16 protein-coding genes are annotated in these 19,047 nt (G+C 50.4%); 10 read left to right on the top strand and 6 right to left on the bottom strand.

The window, feature by feature from the left end; all coding sequences use genetic code 11:
* Positions 1 to 84: 84 nt before the first annotated feature.
* On the bottom strand, positions 85 to 525 hold the full coding sequence (gene mscL / locus QOL41_RS00795; RefSeq protein ID WP_283428260.1) for a large-conductance mechanosensitive channel protein MscL: 441 nt from the start codon (positions 523 to 525) through the stop codon (positions 85 to 87).
* 82 nt (positions 526 to 607) lie between these two features.
* Here mscL and QOL41_RS00790 point away from each other — a divergent pair, with 82 nt between their 5' ends.
* Positions 608 to 1,477: a DMT family transporter gene (locus QOL41_RS00790; RefSeq protein WP_173653217.1), complete on the top strand. Its 870-nt coding sequence runs from the start codon at positions 608 to 610 to the stop codon at positions 1,475 to 1,477.
* Positions 1,477 to 2,043: a dephospho-CoA kinase gene (gene coaE / locus QOL41_RS00785; protein WP_283428259.1), complete on the top strand. Its 567-nt coding sequence runs from the start codon at positions 1,477 to 1,479 to the stop codon at positions 2,041 to 2,043. The genes QOL41_RS00790 and coaE overlap by 1 nt, the downstream gene beginning before the upstream one ends.
* A 68-nt stretch (positions 2,044 to 2,111) precedes the next feature.
* On the opposite strand, the gene QOL41_RS00780 is transcribed toward coaE, so the two are convergent.
* Entirely contained in the window at positions 2,112 to 4,007 is a 1,896-nt protein-coding gene (locus QOL41_RS00780; protein ID WP_283428258.1) for a glycoside hydrolase family 9 protein, read from the bottom strand.
* Positions 4,008 to 4,113: 106 nt separating this feature from the next.
* On the opposite strand from QOL41_RS00780, the gene QOL41_RS00775 reads away from it, so the two are divergent.
* The 5 genes from QOL41_RS00775 (at position 4,114) to QOL41_RS00755 (ending at position 8,467) form a co-directional block, all read left to right on the top strand.
* Positions 4,114 to 5,382, top strand: a complete 1,269-nt coding sequence (locus QOL41_RS00775) for a class I SAM-dependent RNA methyltransferase (protein WP_283428257.1) — start codon at positions 4,114 to 4,116, stop codon at positions 5,380 to 5,382.
* Between the two features lie 50 nt (positions 5,383 to 5,432).
* The gene (locus QOL41_RS00770; protein WP_173653220.1) at positions 5,433 to 5,870 is read left to right on the top strand and encodes a hypothetical protein; all 438 of its coding nucleotides are present in this window, start codon (positions 5,433 to 5,435) and stop codon (positions 5,868 to 5,870) included.
* Positions 5,871 to 5,873: 3 nt separating this feature from the next.
* Positions 5,874 to 6,788: a hypothetical protein gene (locus QOL41_RS00765; RefSeq protein ID WP_283428256.1), complete on the top strand. Its 915-nt coding sequence runs from the start codon at positions 5,874 to 5,876 to the stop codon at positions 6,786 to 6,788.
* Positions 6,789 to 6,858: 70 nt separating this feature from the next.
* Positions 6,859 to 7,311, top strand: a complete 453-nt coding sequence (locus QOL41_RS00760) for a hypothetical protein (protein WP_283428255.1) — start codon at positions 6,859 to 6,861, stop codon at positions 7,309 to 7,311.
* A gap of 7 nt (positions 7,312 to 7,318) precedes the next feature.
* Positions 7,319 to 8,467: a hypothetical protein gene (locus tag QOL41_RS00755; RefSeq protein WP_283428254.1), complete on the top strand. Its 1,149-nt coding sequence runs from the start codon at positions 7,319 to 7,321 to the stop codon at positions 8,465 to 8,467.
* Positions 8,468 to 8,570: 103 nt separating this feature from the next.
* Here QOL41_RS00755 and QOL41_RS00750 read toward each other — a convergent pair whose 3' ends face one another.
* Together QOL41_RS00750 and QOL41_RS00745 are read right to left on the bottom strand one after the other, a co-directional pair.
* Complete coding sequence (locus QOL41_RS00750; RefSeq protein ID WP_283428253.1) at positions 8,571 to 12,023, bottom strand: hypothetical protein; 3,453 nt, start codon at positions 12,021 to 12,023, stop codon at positions 8,571 to 8,573.
* 95 nt (positions 12,024 to 12,118) lie between these two features.
* Positions 12,119 to 14,134: a cellulase family glycosylhydrolase gene (locus tag QOL41_RS00745; protein ID WP_283428252.1), complete on the bottom strand. Its 2,016-nt coding sequence runs from the start codon at positions 14,132 to 14,134 to the stop codon at positions 12,119 to 12,121.
* A gap of 164 nt (positions 14,135 to 14,298) precedes the next feature.
* Between QOL41_RS00745 and QOL41_RS00740 the strand changes: the two genes are divergently transcribed.
* A complete protein-coding gene (locus QOL41_RS00740) occupies positions 14,299 to 15,675 on the top strand; it encodes a nitroreductase family protein (RefSeq protein ID WP_173653226.1) in 1,377 nt (458 codons plus the stop codon).
* Positions 15,676 to 15,681: 6 nt separating this feature from the next.
* Here QOL41_RS00740 and QOL41_RS00735 read toward each other — a convergent pair whose 3' ends face one another.
* Together QOL41_RS00735 and QOL41_RS00730 are read right to left on the bottom strand one after the other, a co-directional pair.
* Positions 15,682 to 16,371: an LrgB family protein gene (locus QOL41_RS00735; protein ID WP_173653227.1), complete on the bottom strand. Its 690-nt coding sequence runs from the start codon at positions 16,369 to 16,371 to the stop codon at positions 15,682 to 15,684.
* The gene (locus QOL41_RS00730; protein ID WP_283428251.1) at positions 16,368 to 16,832 is read right to left on the bottom strand and encodes a CidA/LrgA family protein; all 465 of its coding nucleotides are present in this window, start codon (positions 16,830 to 16,832) and stop codon (positions 16,368 to 16,370) included. The genes QOL41_RS00735 and QOL41_RS00730 overlap by 4 nt, the downstream gene beginning before the upstream one ends.
* 3 nt (positions 16,833 to 16,835) lie before the next feature.
* Between QOL41_RS00730 and fmt the strand changes: the two genes are divergently transcribed.
* Both fmt and QOL41_RS00720 read left to right on the top strand, forming a co-directional pair.
* Complete coding sequence (fmt, locus tag QOL41_RS00725) at positions 16,836 to 17,762, top strand: methionyl-tRNA formyltransferase (RefSeq protein WP_283428250.1); 927 nt, start codon at positions 16,836 to 16,838, stop codon at positions 17,760 to 17,762.
* Positions 17,755 to 19,044, top strand: a complete 1,290-nt coding sequence (locus QOL41_RS00720) for a transcription antitermination factor NusB (RefSeq protein WP_283428249.1) — start codon at positions 17,755 to 17,757, stop codon at positions 19,042 to 19,044. Before fmt ends, QOL41_RS00720 begins: the two co-directional genes overlap by 8 nt.
* Positions 19,045 to 19,047 lie beyond the last annotated feature (3 nt).

Here is a 19,047-nt window from a genome sequence, read left to right as displayed (position 1 = left end):
TAATGAAATAAATAAAGAGTCGCCAAAGGCGACTCTCTAAGCTCTACCAACTAAGTTCTGGTAAAAGCGGCTTTGCCGTATAAATTACTTCTTAAGCAAATCACGGATTTCGGTGAGGAGCTTTTCTTCGGCAGACGGTTCAGGAGGTGCCGGAGGAGCAGCCGGGGCTTCTTCTTTCTTGCGCATGTTCTGCATGAAGCCGAGGAACTTCTTCATCACGATGAACACCACGATGGCGACAATGAGGAAGTCGACGATGCCACCGATAAAGCTACCATAAGGGATTGCTACACCCTGGGCAGTCGTATAGGAAAGAGACTTGAGGCCTTCGCCAGCATCTTTACCACCAGCCATGGCGATAATAGCCGTAACGCACGGCATCACGATGTCGTTCACGAAGGAAGTCACGATTTTACCGAATGCGCCACCGATGATAACACCGATAGCCATATCGACGATGTTACCCTTGAATGCGAAGGCTTTGAACTCTTCGAGAAGGGATGTTGCTTTACCTTTGATACCCATATTGGTTCCTTTTGTTGAAGTTAAGATAAAAATATGTTTATAATATCGCTTTGGCAAGAGGGTTTTCTAAATTTTGCACGCTATGTCATGGTTCGTTTTAGCTTTACTTTCGGCCTTCTTTTTAGGCTGTTATGACCTCGCCAAGAAAAAGTCAGTGCAAGATAACGCTGTCCGTGTGACGTTGTTCTTTTGTAGTGCTTTTTACGCCCTTTTCATGAGCCCGCTCCTTTTGACGGGCCACTGCGAAAGCCTGCCTTTGCAAAGTCATATTTACTTGTTCGGTAAGGCGGCCATTGTGGGCGGTAGCTGGATTCTGACTTATAACGCTCTTGCGCATTTGCCGTTGAGCATTGCGACTACGATTCGTGCGCTTGCGCCTGTATTTACGATTTTCATTGCGGTCACGTTCATGGGAGAACGTCCTTTTGCGCTCCAGTGGGCGGGTGTTGCCATTTGTATTTGTTCGTATGTGGGCTTGAGCCTTGCGGGCCGTAAAGAAATGGGACATTTCTTTAGCAATGGTTGGGTCATCTGCATGGTGCTGGGGACGATTCTTGCGGCATGCAGTGGCGTTTACGACAAGTTCATTTTGCAACGTATGAACTTTGACCCGCTAACCGTTCAGGTTTGGTTCAGCATTTACATGATGCTTTGGCAGTTTGTGATTTGTGCTATCACTTGGTTCCCAACGCGCCACAAGACGACTCCGTTTCAGTTCCGTTGGTCCATGGTGCTGGTCGCTATCCTTTTGATTGTGGCGGATCGTTGCTATTTTGTGGCCGTAAGTGACCCGGATGCCTTGATTTCGATTATTACGGTGTTCCGTCGCTCTAGCGTGCTGATTTCGTTCTTTGCGGGTTTACTACTTTTCAAGGAACGCAAGAGCAAGATGAAATTTGTCGCCTTGCTTGGCGTGATTTTGGGTATTTGTCTAATCGCTCTCGGTAAGTAATGATTGGTATTACAGGTACAATTGGTGCAGGAAAGTCGCTTGTCGGCCGCATTTTGCGCGATCAAAAGATTCGCGTGATTGACGCTGATGTCGCTGTGCATCACTTGTATCGTGATGACAAGAATTTGCGAGCTGCGATTGCCAAGGAATTTGGCGAAGACATGCTGACCGAAAAAGGCATTAGCCGGAACCACATGGCAGATTTGGTTTTTAAAGATGCTTCTGCCAGGGTGCGCTTAGAAGCGCTTATTTATCCGGTGCTCACGCAGTATCTGCTCCGTGCAAATCCGGCGTTTGTAGAGGCTGCCTTATTCGAGAATGTGCCGGAATTGGTGGCTAAACTCGATGAAATCTGGGTGGTGTGCGCCGCTCGCGAAGTTCGCAAGAATCGATTGATTGCAAATCGTGGCTTTAGCGAAGCGGATGCAGAGCGCCGTATTGAATTGCAGTCAGCAAAAGACAGCGAAGATGAATGGCGTAGGCTTTTCCCGGGAAAGAAAATTCATTTTATCGACAACTCTGGCGATGAAACGCAATTGCAAAATGCAATCAAGAGCTTGATATAACAAATGCAGCATCATTCGATGCTGCATTTTGTTTTGTATTGGGTGGGATTGGGAGGTTCTTGTTTCAGTTAGCGGACCTTCTTGCCGCCAATGCTGAAGTAAGTCTTGATTCCGTTCTTGTCGGTGTATTCGAGCTGGACCTTTTGACCGCGGATTACGAGGCGCTTGCCTTCTTGAGGCTTGGCGTACTTGATGCGGTTGCGGGCTGCCGGAATAGTAGTAAGTTCGTATTTGGCGTTGACCGGAGTCTTGATATCGTAAGTGACGCCGGTTGTTGCGATCGCTTGCAGGCTTCCGATAATGTAGGCGAAGGGGGCGTTCCAGTTGATGGCCACTTCGTTGGTTGCGTAGCTGCAGGAATTGTCGTAGTAGGATTTGGCAACCGCATTTGCATTGTTGTATTGCTTGGCGCAATCCGTAGCCGAAGCGTTGGCGCCGCCGGCAATCATTCCCGGAACAGGTGCTTCAATGCTGTCTGCCTGGCTTACGCGGTGGTGCGGATTCATGACCGGATTGACACCGTAGCCGGTGAGGTAAGATTTGTCAATGGGGTTGCGGCCCAAGATGTAGTCCACAATGCCTTGGACGGCGTTCAGGTATTTTTCTTCTTTGGTCAGAATGTAGGCGTGAACCAGGACCATGCCCTTGTTGGCAGCAACACCGTTGGAACCCCAGTAGAAGTCGTCTTTATCGAGAGCAATACCGTAGCCGTTGTTGTCGAGAGACTTCATAAAATTGTCGGCCATGTTGATGATGATGGCGTTTGCAGAATCCACCATTTCGGGCTCGAAGGCATCGGGGCTCATAGCGATGGAGAAGATTCCCAGCATGTAGTTGTTCTGCCAGCTTTGAAGTTTGGCTTTCTTGTTGTTGATGGGAAGCTTCTTGATGGCGGCTACAACATTGGTGTCACCGCTGACGCGGTACATTTCGATGAGAGTCCAAAGTTTAGATGCCCAGTCGGCTGCTCCCGTATAAGAACCGGTGCCGACATCTTTGGGCTGTTCGTAAACTTCGTAGGGATGTGCCATTGCCCAGTTGTGAGCCTTTTGGGCGGCGATAATGCACTTTTCGGCAAATTCAGGATCGTAGGGCTTGTAAATTTCGGAAGCCAGCGTAACGACTGCAGCGAAGTCCCAAGTAGCTTCTACAGCCTTGCCGATGGCGTAGCGCTGGGCGTTTGCCTTGGCGGGCATGATGGTGCCGGCGAATTGCTTGGTGGTGAGCTTGTGGAACACGCCACCGTCGTCGTCTTGCATGGTGAGCATCCAGTCCAGATTCCAGCGGATTTCATCCAACAGGTCCGGGACATCGTTCTTGCTTTCGGGAATGTTCAGCTTCAGAGTATCGTAGTAGGCCTTGTTCTGCTGGTAAAGCTGCAGCAAGGTGTAAGTAGAAATGCCGGAGTTCACGATGTACTTGCCGTAGTCGCCAGCATCGTACCAACCCTTGGGACTGCTAAAGGTGGCGTTAAGATCGGTCTTGCCCGTAGAGGCGTGGTACTTTACTGCTGTATCCGGGTGGCCTGCGGCACGGGCATAAATGCCGGCGTATTCTTCTTCAAGAGCGGTAGAGGCACGCTGGAAGTAGAAGAACTTGATAGAGGCCTTGCCAGCTTCTTCGAGGGCGTTGTCAGCAATGGTGATGGGGTGGCCGATCGGTTCGTCATCGATATAGGCTTGGTATTTGCCGGCGGTCTGAATTTCGGAGAAATCGACCAGGGATGCGGCGGTGTCGCCAGCGGGAACCCAGATTTGGGCTTCGGGGGCGGTCACTTTCAGAACTTCGTTACCGCTAGAGGTCTTGAAAACGATTTCTTTGCCTTCGGCGCCGACAACGGCCATTTGCTTTTGACCCTTAGTCAAGAAACCGACCTGGTTGTGGTAGGCCGTAGCAGCGAACAGGCTACTTGCACTAAGAGCCGTAATCGCGAGGACGGGGGGAAGAATCTTATTGAACACCATAAAAACATCCTTAGTTGATTTTTTAATAAATCTAAACCTTTTAAGAGGGATAAGGTAGGGGACGGAGAGTGGAAAGTGGTTACGGCTGAAAACTAATGTGAACGGCGTGGAATGCTATATTTGGGTCGTGATTTATGAACTCCGCATAGAAAAGATGGTGCAGGGGGGCGAAGGCATGGCCAGACTCCCTGATGGACGCGTGTGCTTTGTGCAGGGGGCGCTTGCAGGCGAACTTTGCCAGGTCGAAATCTTGCAGAATAAGAAAGATTTTACGCGGGGTCGGGTGATTAAAATCACGGAAAAGAGTGCCGACCGCGCGGAGCCGAGATGTCCTCTTTATGGCAAGTGCGGCGGGTGCAGCTTGCAGCATTTGGAAAGTTCTGCACAGGCCGCTTGCTCGGCGTTTGTGGAACGCGAAAACTTTAGGCGAATTGCCCGCGTGGAACTGCCCGAAGATTTCAAGATTCATACTGGACCTGCGTGGGGTTATAGAAATCGTGCCCGCGTGGTGATTGCCCGCGCCAAGAGCGGCAAGGTCAGTTACGGATTTCGCATGCAAAAAAGCAACGGGATTATTCCGTTTGCAAACTGCCCGGTGCTAACGCCTGCACTCAATGCATTCCTGAAAGAAAATGCGGCGAAGATTTTTGAAGAATCGATGAAGGCGTCTAAGCGCCCGCCTAGAAATTTTGAACTGGATGTGAATTTGTTCGATAACGGAGCGGGTAAGGTCAGTTACTTTTATAAGGGAATGCCTGCCGCCGACTTCGAAAAAAATGCCGTGAGTGTCGTCGAAATTGCGGGCAAGAAAATCCGCTCGGATGCTTCGGTGTTTTTCCAGAGCAATCTTTCGCTTTTGCCGGAACTTGTGACTGCTGTGCAGAATGCTGTAGACGAAGGCATTGCAAGCGGCGAGGCGAGTGACGCTTGGCTTATTGATTTGTTTAGCGGTGTTGGATTTTTTGCAGCCTTGTTGGAAGACCGCTTTAAAAAGATTACGACCGTGGAACGTGACGAAGGCTGCCTGACGCATGCCCGTGTGAATTTAAACGGGGGCGTTACGGGGGTGTCCCCCGTCCTCAAAAACATCGAGAATGTATCTGCCCCCGCAGAAGATTGGCTTGCCGAGAATGTGGTTGATGTGCCTGCGACTTTGATTGTGGACCCCCCGCGGACGGGGCTTCCGCCGACGGCGCTGGAGGCTATTGCAAAAAGCTCCGTGAACCGCCTAATTTACGTTTCTTGCGACCCGGTGACGCTTGCAAGGGACTTTTCCAGGTTCCGGGAAGCCGGTTTTGCCCTGAAAAAAGCCGAGGGATTCGCTTTTTACCCCCAAACGCCCCATTTGGAAATGTTGTTTGTGCTTTCGAGATAGCCGATAAACGGGTATTTTACTAGTTTGAAAGTGCATACAAGGAGGCATGTATGAAAAAATGGTTCGTTGCAATGATGGCGGCCTTGGCCTGCCTGATTGTGGGATGTAATGTAGAAGATACGGCAATCCTGTGTGGCAGAGAATGGAATGTCAACCTGGATGTCATCGCTGATACTGCAAGCGAGTTCGAAATGAACGACCCGCTTATTGTGCAGTTCCGCTATGGAACGAATTTTGACTTTGCAATGCTCAAGACGGCCTTCTACGAAGGTACGCTTGCAAACAGGGGGCCTGAAATTTGGAACCACGAAGTGGCCGTGACCGAAAAGCAGGGTGTCTATACGCTGCAAGGAAAGTCTCGCCATGGTGGCCTGATGACGGCGCGTGAATTGTGCCGTAAGAAGGAACCCGGCCCTGTCGTAATCGAAGTGAGCGGTGACGGCAAGGTTTTGATGACCAAACAAATTTTATTGATTAAGAATCGGTAATTCATGAAAAAATTATTGTGCGCAGTCACAGCTGCCCTGGTACTCGGCGGTTGCGGTGAATCTAAAGTGAATGTGAGCTATAAGGTGGATTCCCCTGTTACGGTGGAACTTTATGCTGAAGGTTATTTTTCGACCATAGACCTGAACGGCAACGAACAGATGGGAACGGTGACTGCCGCCTATGCGAACCTGACGTATTCCAATGCAGGCGATACCTTGAAGGTTCATCGTGATTACGTGATGGACAAGTCGCGTGGCTACCTGAAGAACTACATGCCCTCTGAACTTGCCTGGCGCGTGAAGTCTGTGGATTTGGCCGCTGTTGACCGCGAAGTGAAGGCTGTTGAAGGCCTTGAAGACGGCTACGATTCTTTGCTTGCACGTATTCCGATGCCCGAAGTTTGGCGTAAGCAACTCTTGAATCCGGATTACAAACCGCACTTGAAGCGCCTTGAAAAGCACCGCTGGGAAATGGACCACATGCTTTTGGGCGAAGTACCGACCAAGGGTAACATTACGCAGATGCTCAAGGACCAGGGCCGCTTGAACTTTGCCTTGATTCAGGTGGACTCTGTGGTGGTGAAGGGCTTTGAAAACCGCGACCATCGTCGCTGCCTGGACTACATTGTGTACCTGCAAGAAAAGGAAAGCTTCCCGTACTACATTTGGGAACAGCACGTGAATAGCAACATTGTTCCTGAACACTTCAAGAAGTACAACAAGGGCCTTAAGGCGGAATACCAGACCCAGTTCGAAGTCATGATCGACCCGACTACGGGCGTGCCTTGCCAGGAACGTGAAGTCAAGGTCGGCGTGCACACCATGGTGAATCCCGATACGAAGGATACAGCGACCTTCAAGAGCCAGATTACGCTCGAAAGACTGTATACGATCAAGAAACCGGAAGAGAATGAGTAGTGTGTAATGTGGAATGTGAGATGTGTAATGTGTGATTGTTCATTATCCGTATTTCGTTTTAATGAAGCCTATGCGTAATTTTTTTTGTGTACAATTGTTTTTCCTTGTGGCTCTCGCCATGGTGGGGTGTGCGTCGCATCCGTCGCCGCAACAGACGATGGTCGATGACCGTTATATGGTCTACAAGGATATGGAGAAGGCTTATCGTGAAGCCGAAGAAGATTACCTGAACTTGCTCTTTAATATCGAGCGCATGCCCGAAGAAGAAGAGCTCTGGATCATGAAGCGCGACAAGATGCTTGAACTGATGCAGTTGAAAGAACTGATGCTCAATGCTCGCGCGGAACTGGATCAGGCCATGCAGGAATGGGAACGGCACATGCTGGACTTGCAGGCCGAACAGAAGAAGGCACAAGTCAAGCCGTATAACCCGAACTTTACCGGTAAAGACGGTATGCGCACAAGTCCGGGACAGTTGCTCCCCGGCGAAATCAAGCCCAAACAAAAATACGGCGAACTGTAGGGCTATAATGAAAAAAATAATTCTGCTTGTATTGTGTACAATAGCCTTTCTGCAGGCAGAATCATTTACGTTTTATTTGCTTGTGCCCGAATATAGGGAATGGCTTGAAATGCCGCCAATTATTAAAAATTTGGCAAATGGTGATGTCATACCTATGGAACGTGATGCCGAGGAATATTATGGCTGGTATCATTATACATGGGAAAAAGATTCTATTCCAGATTCGGTGTTAATTTATTCTTCTCGTGATACTTCTTTTGAAGATCCTATAACTAGTGACGGTTTTTGTTCGAAGACGAATGAATCGTTCCCATTAAAAATGGTGAGCGATTTGGTTGACACGATTTATTTCGTTTCGGATTTGTCTTGGAGAATCGTTGATGGTGTTGATGAATATGGTTTTGCATATAATGATATTCGTCAAGAAAGTTATTATTCAAAAGATGATTCCTTTGAATATTATTCAAAGAATATGTATGTATTGGTTCCGGATTATAAGGAATGGATTGATGAAATCCCTATTCTTGTAGATGCTAAAGATTCCTTGAAATATTGGGAAATGAAACCGGATGAACAAAATAAAGGATGGTTTAGTTATTCATGGAATCATTGTTCTATTTCACCGGATTCACTTTATTTGTATAAAAAGACTGATTCCACAAGGCTTGCACCTGTTGGAGAATCAGGATTTGCATATGGAGAAACGGATTTAGTTCCTTTGAAGTTTGATAATACGCTGAATATTTTCTTCTATCCTGATTTAAGATATGATTGTGCAAATCCTGATGATGAATGCTTTTGTAAAAATGGTAATGAAAGGTGTTATTGTAATGCCTATGAAAAAGTTAGATGGAAATCTTATGATGTCCGTTCTGCATGTCAGTTGCGTTATGATTGCTTAAAAGATGATTTTGAACCATATTATCATAATATGGAATTGCGCCCTGTTCGCATGGCTGCGCAGATTCATGTTCAAAGTATAGGCTCTGCTATTCAAATGTCAAGTTCTAAATTGCAACCATTTGCAGTATTCAATGCAATGGGGCAAGTAATGGCTCGCGGAACCGTAAATGGAATTGTGAATGTTAAAGTTCCTAACTCGGGAATGTATCTAGTCAAGATTGGTTCCGAAGTCCACAGATTAAACGTGCGTTAAACTTATTGCCAACTGTTTATGACTACATCGTAAGGCGAGAGTCGCGGACAAACCGAAGGTTTGTACATGACCGAGCCGCAGATGTAGCGGTTAACTCATGGCCTTACTGCCATGAGTTAACAAACCCCATTCCGATGGAGAACTTGATGCGGGTGGGGGCGATGCTTTCGGGAATGACCGGAAGGTCGATTGGCGTGAGCTTTTCGCCACCGTGCAGGTTTTCGTCTTCGCCGATGCGGCTTAGGCCGCGGGCGAGTGTGAGCGAGATGTCGAACGGAACGCTGTAGAAGATTCGGTTGCTCATGCGGAAGGTGAGGCCCACAGAGCGGTCCCAAAAACGGTGGTCGGTAAGTTTGTCTGTGTCGAACCATTTGCCGTTCCAGGCTGCACCCATTTGTGAGAACAAGTCCACATAGAAACTGCGGGTTTCGAAAATCCATGCGCTCTTGCGCCAGTCGTCGTAAACTGGGAATAGGTAGTGGAGTTCGGCGATGGCCGTGCGCATACCGGCGAGGGTGTAGTTTTCGGAGTTGCGCAGGTAGGGGTAGCCTTCAAGGAATAGAGCGTCGTAGTAGTAAGAGTCGAGAGTATCTTGCTTGGCGTCGGTGCTCCACTTGTACACGCCGGCAATTTTACCGCCGGCCGCAAGGCGGGCGCCGGTAAGCGGGCTTTGAATGCTACCGTAAAGATTCAGGCCGAATTCGTTGATGTGGAAGTTGCGGTACTTGGGCGTGATTTTGCCGCTAGAGTTAACCGTAAAGCTTTCGGCGAAAGTGCCCGGGCGGTACAAGTCGGAATTGGAAGACTGCAAGTAGAAACGCAGTCCGTTGCCTTGGCCTGTGATTTCGGAGCCTTCGGCATGGTCGCCATAAAGGCCGAGGGCGACGAGCAGGCTTAAGCGCTTTTGGTAAGTCCAGTCGAAATTGTCTTCGTAGAGGTTGAAGTTTGCCCAATCGTAACCGACTGCGACTTGCAAGGTGTCGATGCTCTTGAAGATGCTGTAGCCGGCACCAGCCATAATCGCTTGCATAGGAATGGCGTAGTGCGTAATGCCGATGCTGTCGCCACCGTTGGCGCGAACATCTTCGTAGCGGAGCGTGTCCTTGCTGGTATAGTTGGCGTAGGTGTAGCTGAGCGAGAGATCAAGTGGCGTGCTCTTGTTTTCCCAAGAAACGAAGAATTCTTTTTCTTGTTTGGGATTGAGGCCGTCACCGTTGATGTAGTCAATGCCGTTACCGAGTTCCAGCAGGAATCCGATTTGCACGGTGTTCTTCTTGAGTGCGTCGCTGATGATAGCGGCAAGGCCTGCCTTGACTTTGAGCTTGCCGTCGCCAAAGACGGTGAGGTCTGGCGCGTTTTCGCTGAATACAAGCATCGGAACAAACAGCGGAATGTTCGGGATGGGTTTGTAATCACGTTCGACTCCGGCAAATTCGACGTCGGCGATTTCAAGAGGTTTTTCGATGCGGGCAGGGAGTGTGCCGCGAAGAGTAATCTGGGCGTCTGCAGGCTTTTGCGTAACAGTGCGCGTGGTGTCTGTGATTTTTAGAACGGAATCGCGGAGAGCGACTGCAGGAACCTTGGTGCATGAATCGGTGGCGGTTGAGTCCTCGCAATTCCATGTGGTGTCTGCGACCTGAATGATGCTGTCACGCTCGGTCACGGTGACGGTGGTGTCGTCGACCATCGGGGTCGCGCCGTATGCCATTTTATAGAGCGAAAAACCGTCCTTGTCGTATTCGGTAAAGTAGAGTGTGTCGCCTGCAAGAGCCGGGGTGAATGCGCCGCCGACCACATTTGTGAGCGGGCGTTCGGCACCTGTCGAAAGAGTCTTTTCAATAAGGTTGAAGATTCCGTTTCGGTTGCTTGCGAAAACAATCTTGTCGTCGTCAATCCAGTTCACGTCGCGTTCGTCAAAGCCTTCGGTCGAGACAATCTTGAAATTCTTGCCGTCGCTGTCGATGATGGCGATGCCGCGAGTCTTGTCGTCAAAATAGCTGAATGCAATGCGCTTGCCGTCAGGGCTGAACTTGGGACTGTAAATGTTGTAATAGTCGAATTTGGCGTCAGAAACGAATATATCGATTGGATCTTCGGAGGTGTAATCCTTGATGTCTTTCGGGAACGGAACCTTGGCGAGTTTGAAACGCGTGCTGTAAGGTTCACGCATGGCAAAGATTATCGTGGTGCCTTGTTTGTCGATGGCCGGATAGACGGCGTCGGCAAGGTAAGTGACAGAAACGGAATTCTTGTTGGTGTCGCATACGGCAATGTCAAAGTGGGCGTGGCCATCTTTGTCGCGGTTCTGGTAGTTCACGTAAGCGAGCATAGGACCTTGAACGCTGTCTTCGTAAACGTCAATGCCCTTGTCTAGCCAAGCCTTTTTGAGTTTGAATCCATGCTTGGCATAGTCGCCAATTTCAATGGTAGAGTCTGCGTTTTCGTTTTCGACGGTGATTTCACCGATTTCAACGCCGTCGACAACTTCTTCTTTTTTAGCGGTGTCTTTGGCATCGAGCGGCATCTTGAAAAGTCCGCCATCAAACCAGAGACCGCCAAAGTTCGAAACGCCGTAAAGGTTTTTGCCTGCGACAATCGGGAAGTCTTGCCAGAAGGAACCTTCGGTCATCTTGGTACCTTCCACAAGCGTGCCTAAAGAATCGCGCTGGGCTTTGTATTGTTCGGTAATGGCTTTTTTCCAGTTGTCGTAAAGTTCCTGTTCGCTGATGCCGAGTACATTCTTGATGGCGCCATCGAGCGTGAACTTGTGATACTTGGACATTTCATGCCAAATTTTGGGCATGGCGTCTTCGCCATAGGTCGCACTAATATAGCGTACGAGCGAAAAACCTTGAGTGTAGGGGCCGAGTTCTGCAAACAGCGAGTTGTCCGAAAAGTCGTGCATGTAGGGGAGCGTGAGTAGGCTGTCGTTTAGAGCGGCCACGCGAAGCAACATATCGCGGTGGGTGTCCCAAGCGTCAAAACCCATGCGGCTCGATTCGTACTGAGCGGTACCTTCGGCAAGCCAGAGCGGCTGCAAGGTAAAAGGAATCAGGGAGGCGAAATCTTGCGTGGTGCGTTCGTTGTAGTAGTCCGTATAGCTGACTTGCAGACCGTAAATGCTCGGCGAGAACTTGCTTGCGTTTTCGATACTCACCAAGTGGCTGAATTCGTGGGTGACTACGTCGGAAAGCCAACCATGGCTGCTGCGGATTTTAAAGTCCCAGTTGGTGAGCCAAAGGTTAATCGAGTTTTCGCTCGGAATGGCGTTGCCGTTACTGTAAAGGGCGTTGTTGAGCGTTGCGCTGACGCGACCGGGTAAATCGTGATGGTAACGACTTACGACAGAATCGTAGACGGCCTCGGCGTAAGCGGAAACTTTTGCAGCGTGCGAGCTGTATTCGGCCGGGTAAACAAAGTTGAAGTGGTCGGTGCTTGCGGCCTTCCAGCGAATGTCGCTGTTGTTGCCGTAAAAACCTACGGCGAAGCTTGAAACACTTGCCGATAAGACCGTTGTCGTTAAAACCGATAAAAAGCTCGAAATAGACGCGCGCATAGTAAAGTACAATATACAAAAATGCCAGGGTGCAAAAAGTCTCCCTATTCAAGTAGAATAGGGAGACCCCAAGGAGTTGATGATGATTTTAGGAATTATTTGCCGAGGTCCAGGGCCTCTGCAATACCATCGATGAGCTTGGTGCCCTTGAGTTCACCTTCGAACAGCGAGAAGTTGCCGGTGTAACCCCAGTGCGTCCAAGGAATCTGGAGCGTGTCGCAGATTTCGCGCATGGCGGTCAAGTAGTTGAGCCTGGATTCAGCGGAAGAACGCAGGTTCAGGGCGCCGAATTCGTTGATAATCACCGGAACGTTGTTGGTGGCGGCCCACTTCTTGGCCTTCAGGATTTCAGCCATGATGGCTTCCTTGCTGCCGTTCTTGTAGTAGTTCTTGACAGCGTTCTTTACGCTAATCTGCGAGCCCTTGGTGACACCGAAGTCGCCCGAGACTGTGGACCACTTTGCCGGATCGTAGGGGAACGGGATTCCCTTGATGGTGGCGTAATCGGTCCAGGAACCACCCTGGTGGGTGAATACGAACGGTTCATAGGTGTGAATCACGTAGACGATGTTGTCGTCGGTGAACGGGGTACGCTTGGTGAGCAGGTTGATAGAGTACCACTGGGCGTCACCGAAGAGAATTGTGTGTTTCTTGTCGACGCTGCGGATAGAGTCAATCATGGCCTGGGCGGCGGTCGTCCACTGGGCGGCGGTTACCTTGCCTGCGCTCATGTCGGGTTCGTTCAGAAGTTCGAAGAACAGGTCTTCGCGGGTGTTTTCGGCATAGTGGGCGGCCACATGCTTCCAGGTCTCGGCCATCATCTGGATATACTTGTTATCCTTGGCGCTGGTTGCATTGTAGCTGTTGTCGTATTCGTGGTAGTCGATGACGAGAGACATGTCATGCTTGCCGGTCCATTCCACGAAGGAATCGAGAACCATGAACAAGGTGTCGTCGTCAAAGGCGAGCTCGACGGTTCCCGTAGTGTCCTTGACAAACTTGTCGCGGTTGGTGGCGTACAAGTCGAGGTCAATGGGCAGGCGCAAGCTCTTGATTCCGTTGTCTGCCAAAAGCTTGATGTCGGTTTCGTCGAAGACGAATTTCTTGAACTTGCCGTCGGCATTTTCAAGCCAGTTGGTAAAGTTGATACCCTTGTTCAGGTACTTCATGGCCTTTGCCTGCAGCGGGTTCGTGACCGTGATTTCAGCTTCGGTGAATTCAACAGTGGGAATCACCGGGTCCTTGATTTCCATATCCGGCTTGTCGGCTTCGACTTCGCTGGTGTCTTGCAGGTAAACGTTATCGATAAAGAGCGAATCGGTTACGACCTTGCTGCCGCTGCCCTTGGCTTGGAAGCTGATCGCCTTGATGTGCATTGCGTCGAAGGCAACTTCTTTGCCCCAACCGCCTTGGACCAGGTCCTTAAAGCGGATAACGGCCTGCGTCCAGGTGCGAGATGCCTTGACCTTGGCCAGGTGAACGTCGTAGTCCTTGACGTCGGAAACTTCGATATGGACTTCGTGTGCGCCACCCTTGTACCAGTAGGTGAGCCCGCCAAAACGACCGTTGGCGTCGTCGAGGGCAACCTGGATTCCCCAGCCCACATACGGGTCAAATTCGTAGTCGCCCTTGTCGAGCGTGTAGTTGACTTGCAGGGCGTATTTGGATCCGTTATCGACAGAACCTGCGACGATATCGCCGTCTTCGTTTACGGGAGTTGTAATGACAGAAGCACCGTCATTATCGTTGTCGTTGTAGGTATACCAATAGTCGTCGATGGTTGCCGAATGGTTGTCGCCGTCTTCGAAGTCGTCAACCAGGAGCCCCTTGCCTTGCGGAGTGACGATGGTTCCTTCGTTGGGATTGGTAGGAGTATCCTTAATCGTTGAGTCAGAAGGGGTTACGGTAGAGTCGGGTTGGTTTGCGGTAGAGTCTGCCGGAATCCTTGTGGAATCATTCGGAAGCGGGGTAGGAGTTGTTGTAGAATCAGTCGGAGTAATAACCGGTTGTTCGTCGGGTGCTGCCGACTTGCTGGAATCGTCACCGCAGGCACTCAAGAAGAGAAGTGCCGCTGCAGAGAGTGCTAAACTTGATTTAGTCTTGAAATTCATATGAACCTCATTTTGTTTGAAACCTTGGGTTGTCCCAATTCCCTTTTACCCTTAATCTATTATTAAATGGGCGTAATGAGTTTGATAAATTGGCCTGTTTTTGTGCAGGTGTATCGGGTGTATCGTGCCCTGTTTTGGCTTTTTTTTGCTATTTTTTCTCATAAATGCGCTTTTTTTCTGAAAATTACCACCAATCCATCTGTTTTGCTCGCAAGGAAAAGCCTGCGGAAGTGTGTTGGGAAACGCAGAAAAATCCAGACAGGCGCTATAAAGGTTGCAATCGCATTGACATGCACCAAGACGAAATTCCTGCATTCGGTTATGTGTCGGGCGATAATTTAAAGCCTGTTGGAGTATACGTCGTTGTACGTGGGCGGCATGTGCCCGATGGCGTGTATGCCTACGATGCGGCGGGTCGTAGCAAGGTGCCCGATGTCGTGGGACAATTGGTGCGTATCGGTGGCCGCGATGAAATGAAAAAGATTGTGGCCGCGTTTCCGGATAAGGATTTTGCAGAAGAAGCTCCGCTGCTTTATATTTTTACGGGCCTTTTGGAACGCGCCGTTTGGCATTATAGAGAAGCGGCGTATGCGCAGGTGATGCAAGATGCGGGCTCGTGTGTAGCGAGTGTGATGTTGCATTCAAAATCGAAGGGCGCTAAAGTTTTTGCGCTGAGTGGATTTGTGGACGACGAAATTGCGGTGGCGCTTGGATTGCCTTCGACAGAGATTCCGCTTGCTGCCCTTGCTGTGTTCCCGGAATATAGCGAGCTTGCGTTTGATTCCGTTGACGGCGGTGTCGGCGAAACAGCGTATTCGAACCGCGGCGAAATGGAGCCGGATATAGGCTACGATGCTTCGCGTTATGCGGCCATGTTCATGCGCCAGAATCGCGTAGAAAACATTACCGACCTTTCGAAGTGTATTCGCATTAGACGGCTTGCGGCACAGGCGCTCCCGGGTGAAGAATTTCCGCTGACGCCTGCTAAGTTCGATGCCCCCACTTATTTGAGTAAGCTTGAAGATCTTGTGGCGCCTTTTAAAATGTTTGCGCCTTATCGAAAAGTCGGGATTGACCTGGATGATTTTTCGAGTATGCTTCGCTGGCTTGAAGTGGGGCAAATTAATTTGTTCGGCGCGGGCCTTTTGAAAATCTGGGTGATTTCGTTTGACATTATGTTCGTGTTCCCGGGCGTTTACCGCTATGTGCCGGTGCGCAAGTCCATTTATATGCAGTCGGGCATTTTGAATGTGAAAAAGTTTGCGAAGTGCCACGTGGTTCCCGAAGAAGCTGAAAATACGGCTTTTGCACTCTTGTTGACGGCAGATTTGAATGAATCTTGCAACTTGCTCGGCGAACGCGCTTACCGCTACATGAATTTGAACGCGGGCTATTTGGCGGAATCGATGAATATATCGGGACAAATGCTTCGCAAGACGACTCGCAGCGAACGGTTCTTTTATCACGACGAACTGAGAAAGCTGTGCGATATTCCTGAAACCGAAAGCATTATCGCCGAAATCTTGGTCGGCAAAGCTTAAAATCTTTTAAATCAGGCTGATGATAATCGGGGCGACGATGGCGGTAAATAAGCCCGCAACTCCGATAGAAAGGCTGCTCATGGCGCCTTGAACTTCGCCCATTTCCATAGCCCTAGTGGTACCAAGCGCATGGCTTGCGGTACCGATTGCAATACCTTGAGCCACTTTATTCTTGATTCTGCAGAACCTGCATACGGCAGGAGCGGCCACGGCGCCCGTGATTCCCGTGATGGTGATGGCGATAATGGTGACAGGCGGAATGCCGCCGATTTGTGCCGACACCACAGAACCCATAGGAATCGTGATGGACTTGGGCAAAAGCGAAAGCATAAGCGTATCGCTGAGGCCGACGAGTTTGCTTACGACAATGACACAGGCAAGCGAGGTGAGGCTGCCCGCAAAAATTCCGGCGAGAATCGGTTTCCAGAATTGCTTGAGCTTGGAAATTTGCCTATAGAGGGGGACTGCAAGCACCACGGTAGCGGGCGAAAGCATGACCGAGATATAGTCTCCGCCCACGTTGTAGCTTTCAAGGCTGATTCCTGTAGTAAGCAAGAAACCCACAATCAAGATGTTTGCAATCAGGAGCGGGTTCAAGAAGGAATACTTGAATTTTTTGCTGATGGTGACGCCGATTTCGAAGGCGACAAGCGAAAGCAAAATTCCGAACAGGGGAGAATTGATGATGGCGTTCATTTTTCGCCCCCGTTTGTTTCATTATGAGGTGCTCGCTTGGCGAGGCGTTCTGCACGCAATGCCAAATTTTCGCGGTATTCCTGCTTGCGGATGAACAATTGCGTAACGCGGCCGCCGACAGCGATGGTGACGAGCGTGAAGGCAATGCACAAAAACAGGAGCAGAGGCCATTTCGAAAGGACGTCATCGCCGACAGCCATGATGGCAATGCTCGGCGGTAAAAAGAAAAGCGCCAAGTGATTCAGGAAAAAACTGGAAACGCCCGAAATCTGCTCCGGCTTGATTGCTTTTGTACAAAGTAAAATCAGGAGCAGGACCATGCCGATAATGTTCCCCGGGAGGGGCACGCCTACGATGCGGTGGAGGAATTCCCCGGCCACACAAATGGCGAAAATGACGGCAAGTTGGAGCGGTATTCTCATGACGGGTGCAAATGTAGAAAAGTATATTCTATATTTCATGCTATGAAAATCGTATTTATGGGAACGCCGGAATTTGCGGCCTGTTTTTTGAAGCATCTCAAGGATTCTGATTTTGCAGACGTGGTGGCTGTGGTGACTCAGCCCGACAGGCCTGCAGGGCGCGGGCGCGTGTTAACGCCGCCGCCAGTCAAGCAACTGGCGCTCGAATACGGGCTCCCCGTACTCCAGCCGACCGACTTGAAAGCCCCCGAATTCGAGAGCGACCTGCGCGCTTTCGGTGCAGATTTGTTCGTGGTCGTTGCCTATTCGATTTTGCCGAAGAATATTTTGGCGGTTGCAAAGTATGGCGCGGTGAATGTACACGGCAGCTTGTTGCCTAAGTACCGCGGTGCTGCCCCTGTGCAGCGTGCGATTGCCGACGGCCTGCCCGAAACGGGCGTGACTGTTTTCCGCTTGGACGAAAAGATGGACCACGGCCCGATTCTTGCTCAGAAGACGGTGGTGATTGACCATCAGGATACGACCGCAAGCCTCTTGGAAAAGATGGTGGCTCCTGGCTGCGAAGCGCTAGACGATGCCATTCACCAGTTACTCGAAGGTCGCGAAAAGGACTTGACGCAGGATCATGCCCAGGCCAGTGGCGCTCCGAAGCTGAAAAAAGAAGAAGGTTTGATTGATTTCAATTTGCCGGCAAAGGTGATTCACAACCGCATTCGCGCCTTCAATCCGTGGCCGGGTGGCTATGGAAAGCTGGGTGGCCGTATGGTTTACTTGCGCAAGACGGACACGCCGGAGAACGGTCCGAAACTGGCCCCGGGCGCGGTGGAATTCAAGGATAACCGATTCTACGTGGGCACGGGCGAAGGCGTGCTTGAAGTGATTGAAATTCAGGCCGAAGGTAAGAAGCCGATGCCGGTGGCCGACTTTATGCGCGGAATCCAGAAACGCGAAGGACTCGCTTTTGCTTGATGAATCCTTGAAAGAACGCATGGAAGCGTACCGCGTGCTTCTGCAGTGGCAGAAAGGCGGTAGCTTTATTAAAGAGGCAGGCCTTTCGCCGTTTGCGATGGAACTTGCTTTGGGCGTATGCCGCAGGCATTTGTTCTTGCAGTACTTTGTGAAGACGCTTGTGAAGAAAATGCCTTCGCTTGAAGTCTGCACCGTGCTTGAAATGGGACTGTTCCAGATGTTCTTTACCGAGGTGCCGGACCATGCCGCCGTTGCGACTACGGTGGAACTTGTTAAGGCGGCGAGCCTTGGCGAAGGCTCCGCGCGGTTTATGAATGCCGTGCTGCATGCCGCGCGCAAGTCCGGCTTACCGGCGCTCCCACCTCAAAAGGTGCGGCGCGTGTCCATCGAGAATTCGGTGCCCGAATGGCTGGTGCGCAGGTGGTTTGATATTTATGGCGGTACACGCGCCGAAGCGCTCGCGAAAGCGACGCTGGAGCGCCCTGTGGAATGGATTCGCGTGAATCTGCAAAAGACATCGGCACCGGTACTTGCACAAAAGCTTGGAATCACGGGCGCAAGCATTCTTTACGACCGCTACATTCAAGTGCCTGCCGATGCAAAACTCAAGCCGATTCTGGAATCGGAATCTTTTGCGAAGGGCGAATTCAGCATGCAGAATCCGTCTGCTTACGAAGTCGTGAAACTGCTGGATTTAAAGCCCGGCCTTAAGGTTTGGGACGCATGTGCGGCTCCTGGCGGCAAGGCTGCCCTTATGGCCGAGATGGATTCTTCGCTTGATATTCTTGCAAGCGATGTATCCGAGAATCGCGTGCTCAAGATGCATGATCTTGTAGACCGCTTGGGACTTACGAACGTCCGCGTGGAATGCCGCGATGTGCTTAGGGGCGTTGCGGGCTCTCCCGCTAGAAGGGGTAGCGAGCAACGGAATCGTGCGAGCGAGGGGGAGGCTTCCCCCTTTGACAGGATACTCCTTGACGTGCCTTGCAGCAACATGGGCGTGATTGCTCGCCGTCCGGAATCGGTTTACCGCATTACGCCGGAATCGATTAAGGAACTGGCAGAACTGCAGTACAATATTTTGAAGGCTGCTTCGACAAAGCTTGCGCCGGGCGGAATTCTGGTGTATGCGACTTGCAGCCCGGACCCTGAAGAAACGACCAAGGTCGTGAACAAGTTCGTGAAGGAAAATCCGGAATTTGAAAAGGGCGAATCGGTGCTCCCGGGTGCCGAAGATTCCCGCTATGATGGTTTCTTTGCGCAAGCCTTACGTAGAAAGTAAAAG

This window comes from Fibrobacter sp. UWB10 (assembly GCF_900182935.1).
In the GTDB taxonomy this organism is placed as follows: Bacteria; Fibrobacterota; Fibrobacteria; order Fibrobacterales; family Fibrobacteraceae; genus Fibrobacter; species Fibrobacter succinogenes_O.
Note: the sequence above shows the minus strand (reverse complement) of the source record. Positions and strands in the feature narration are given on the sequence as shown.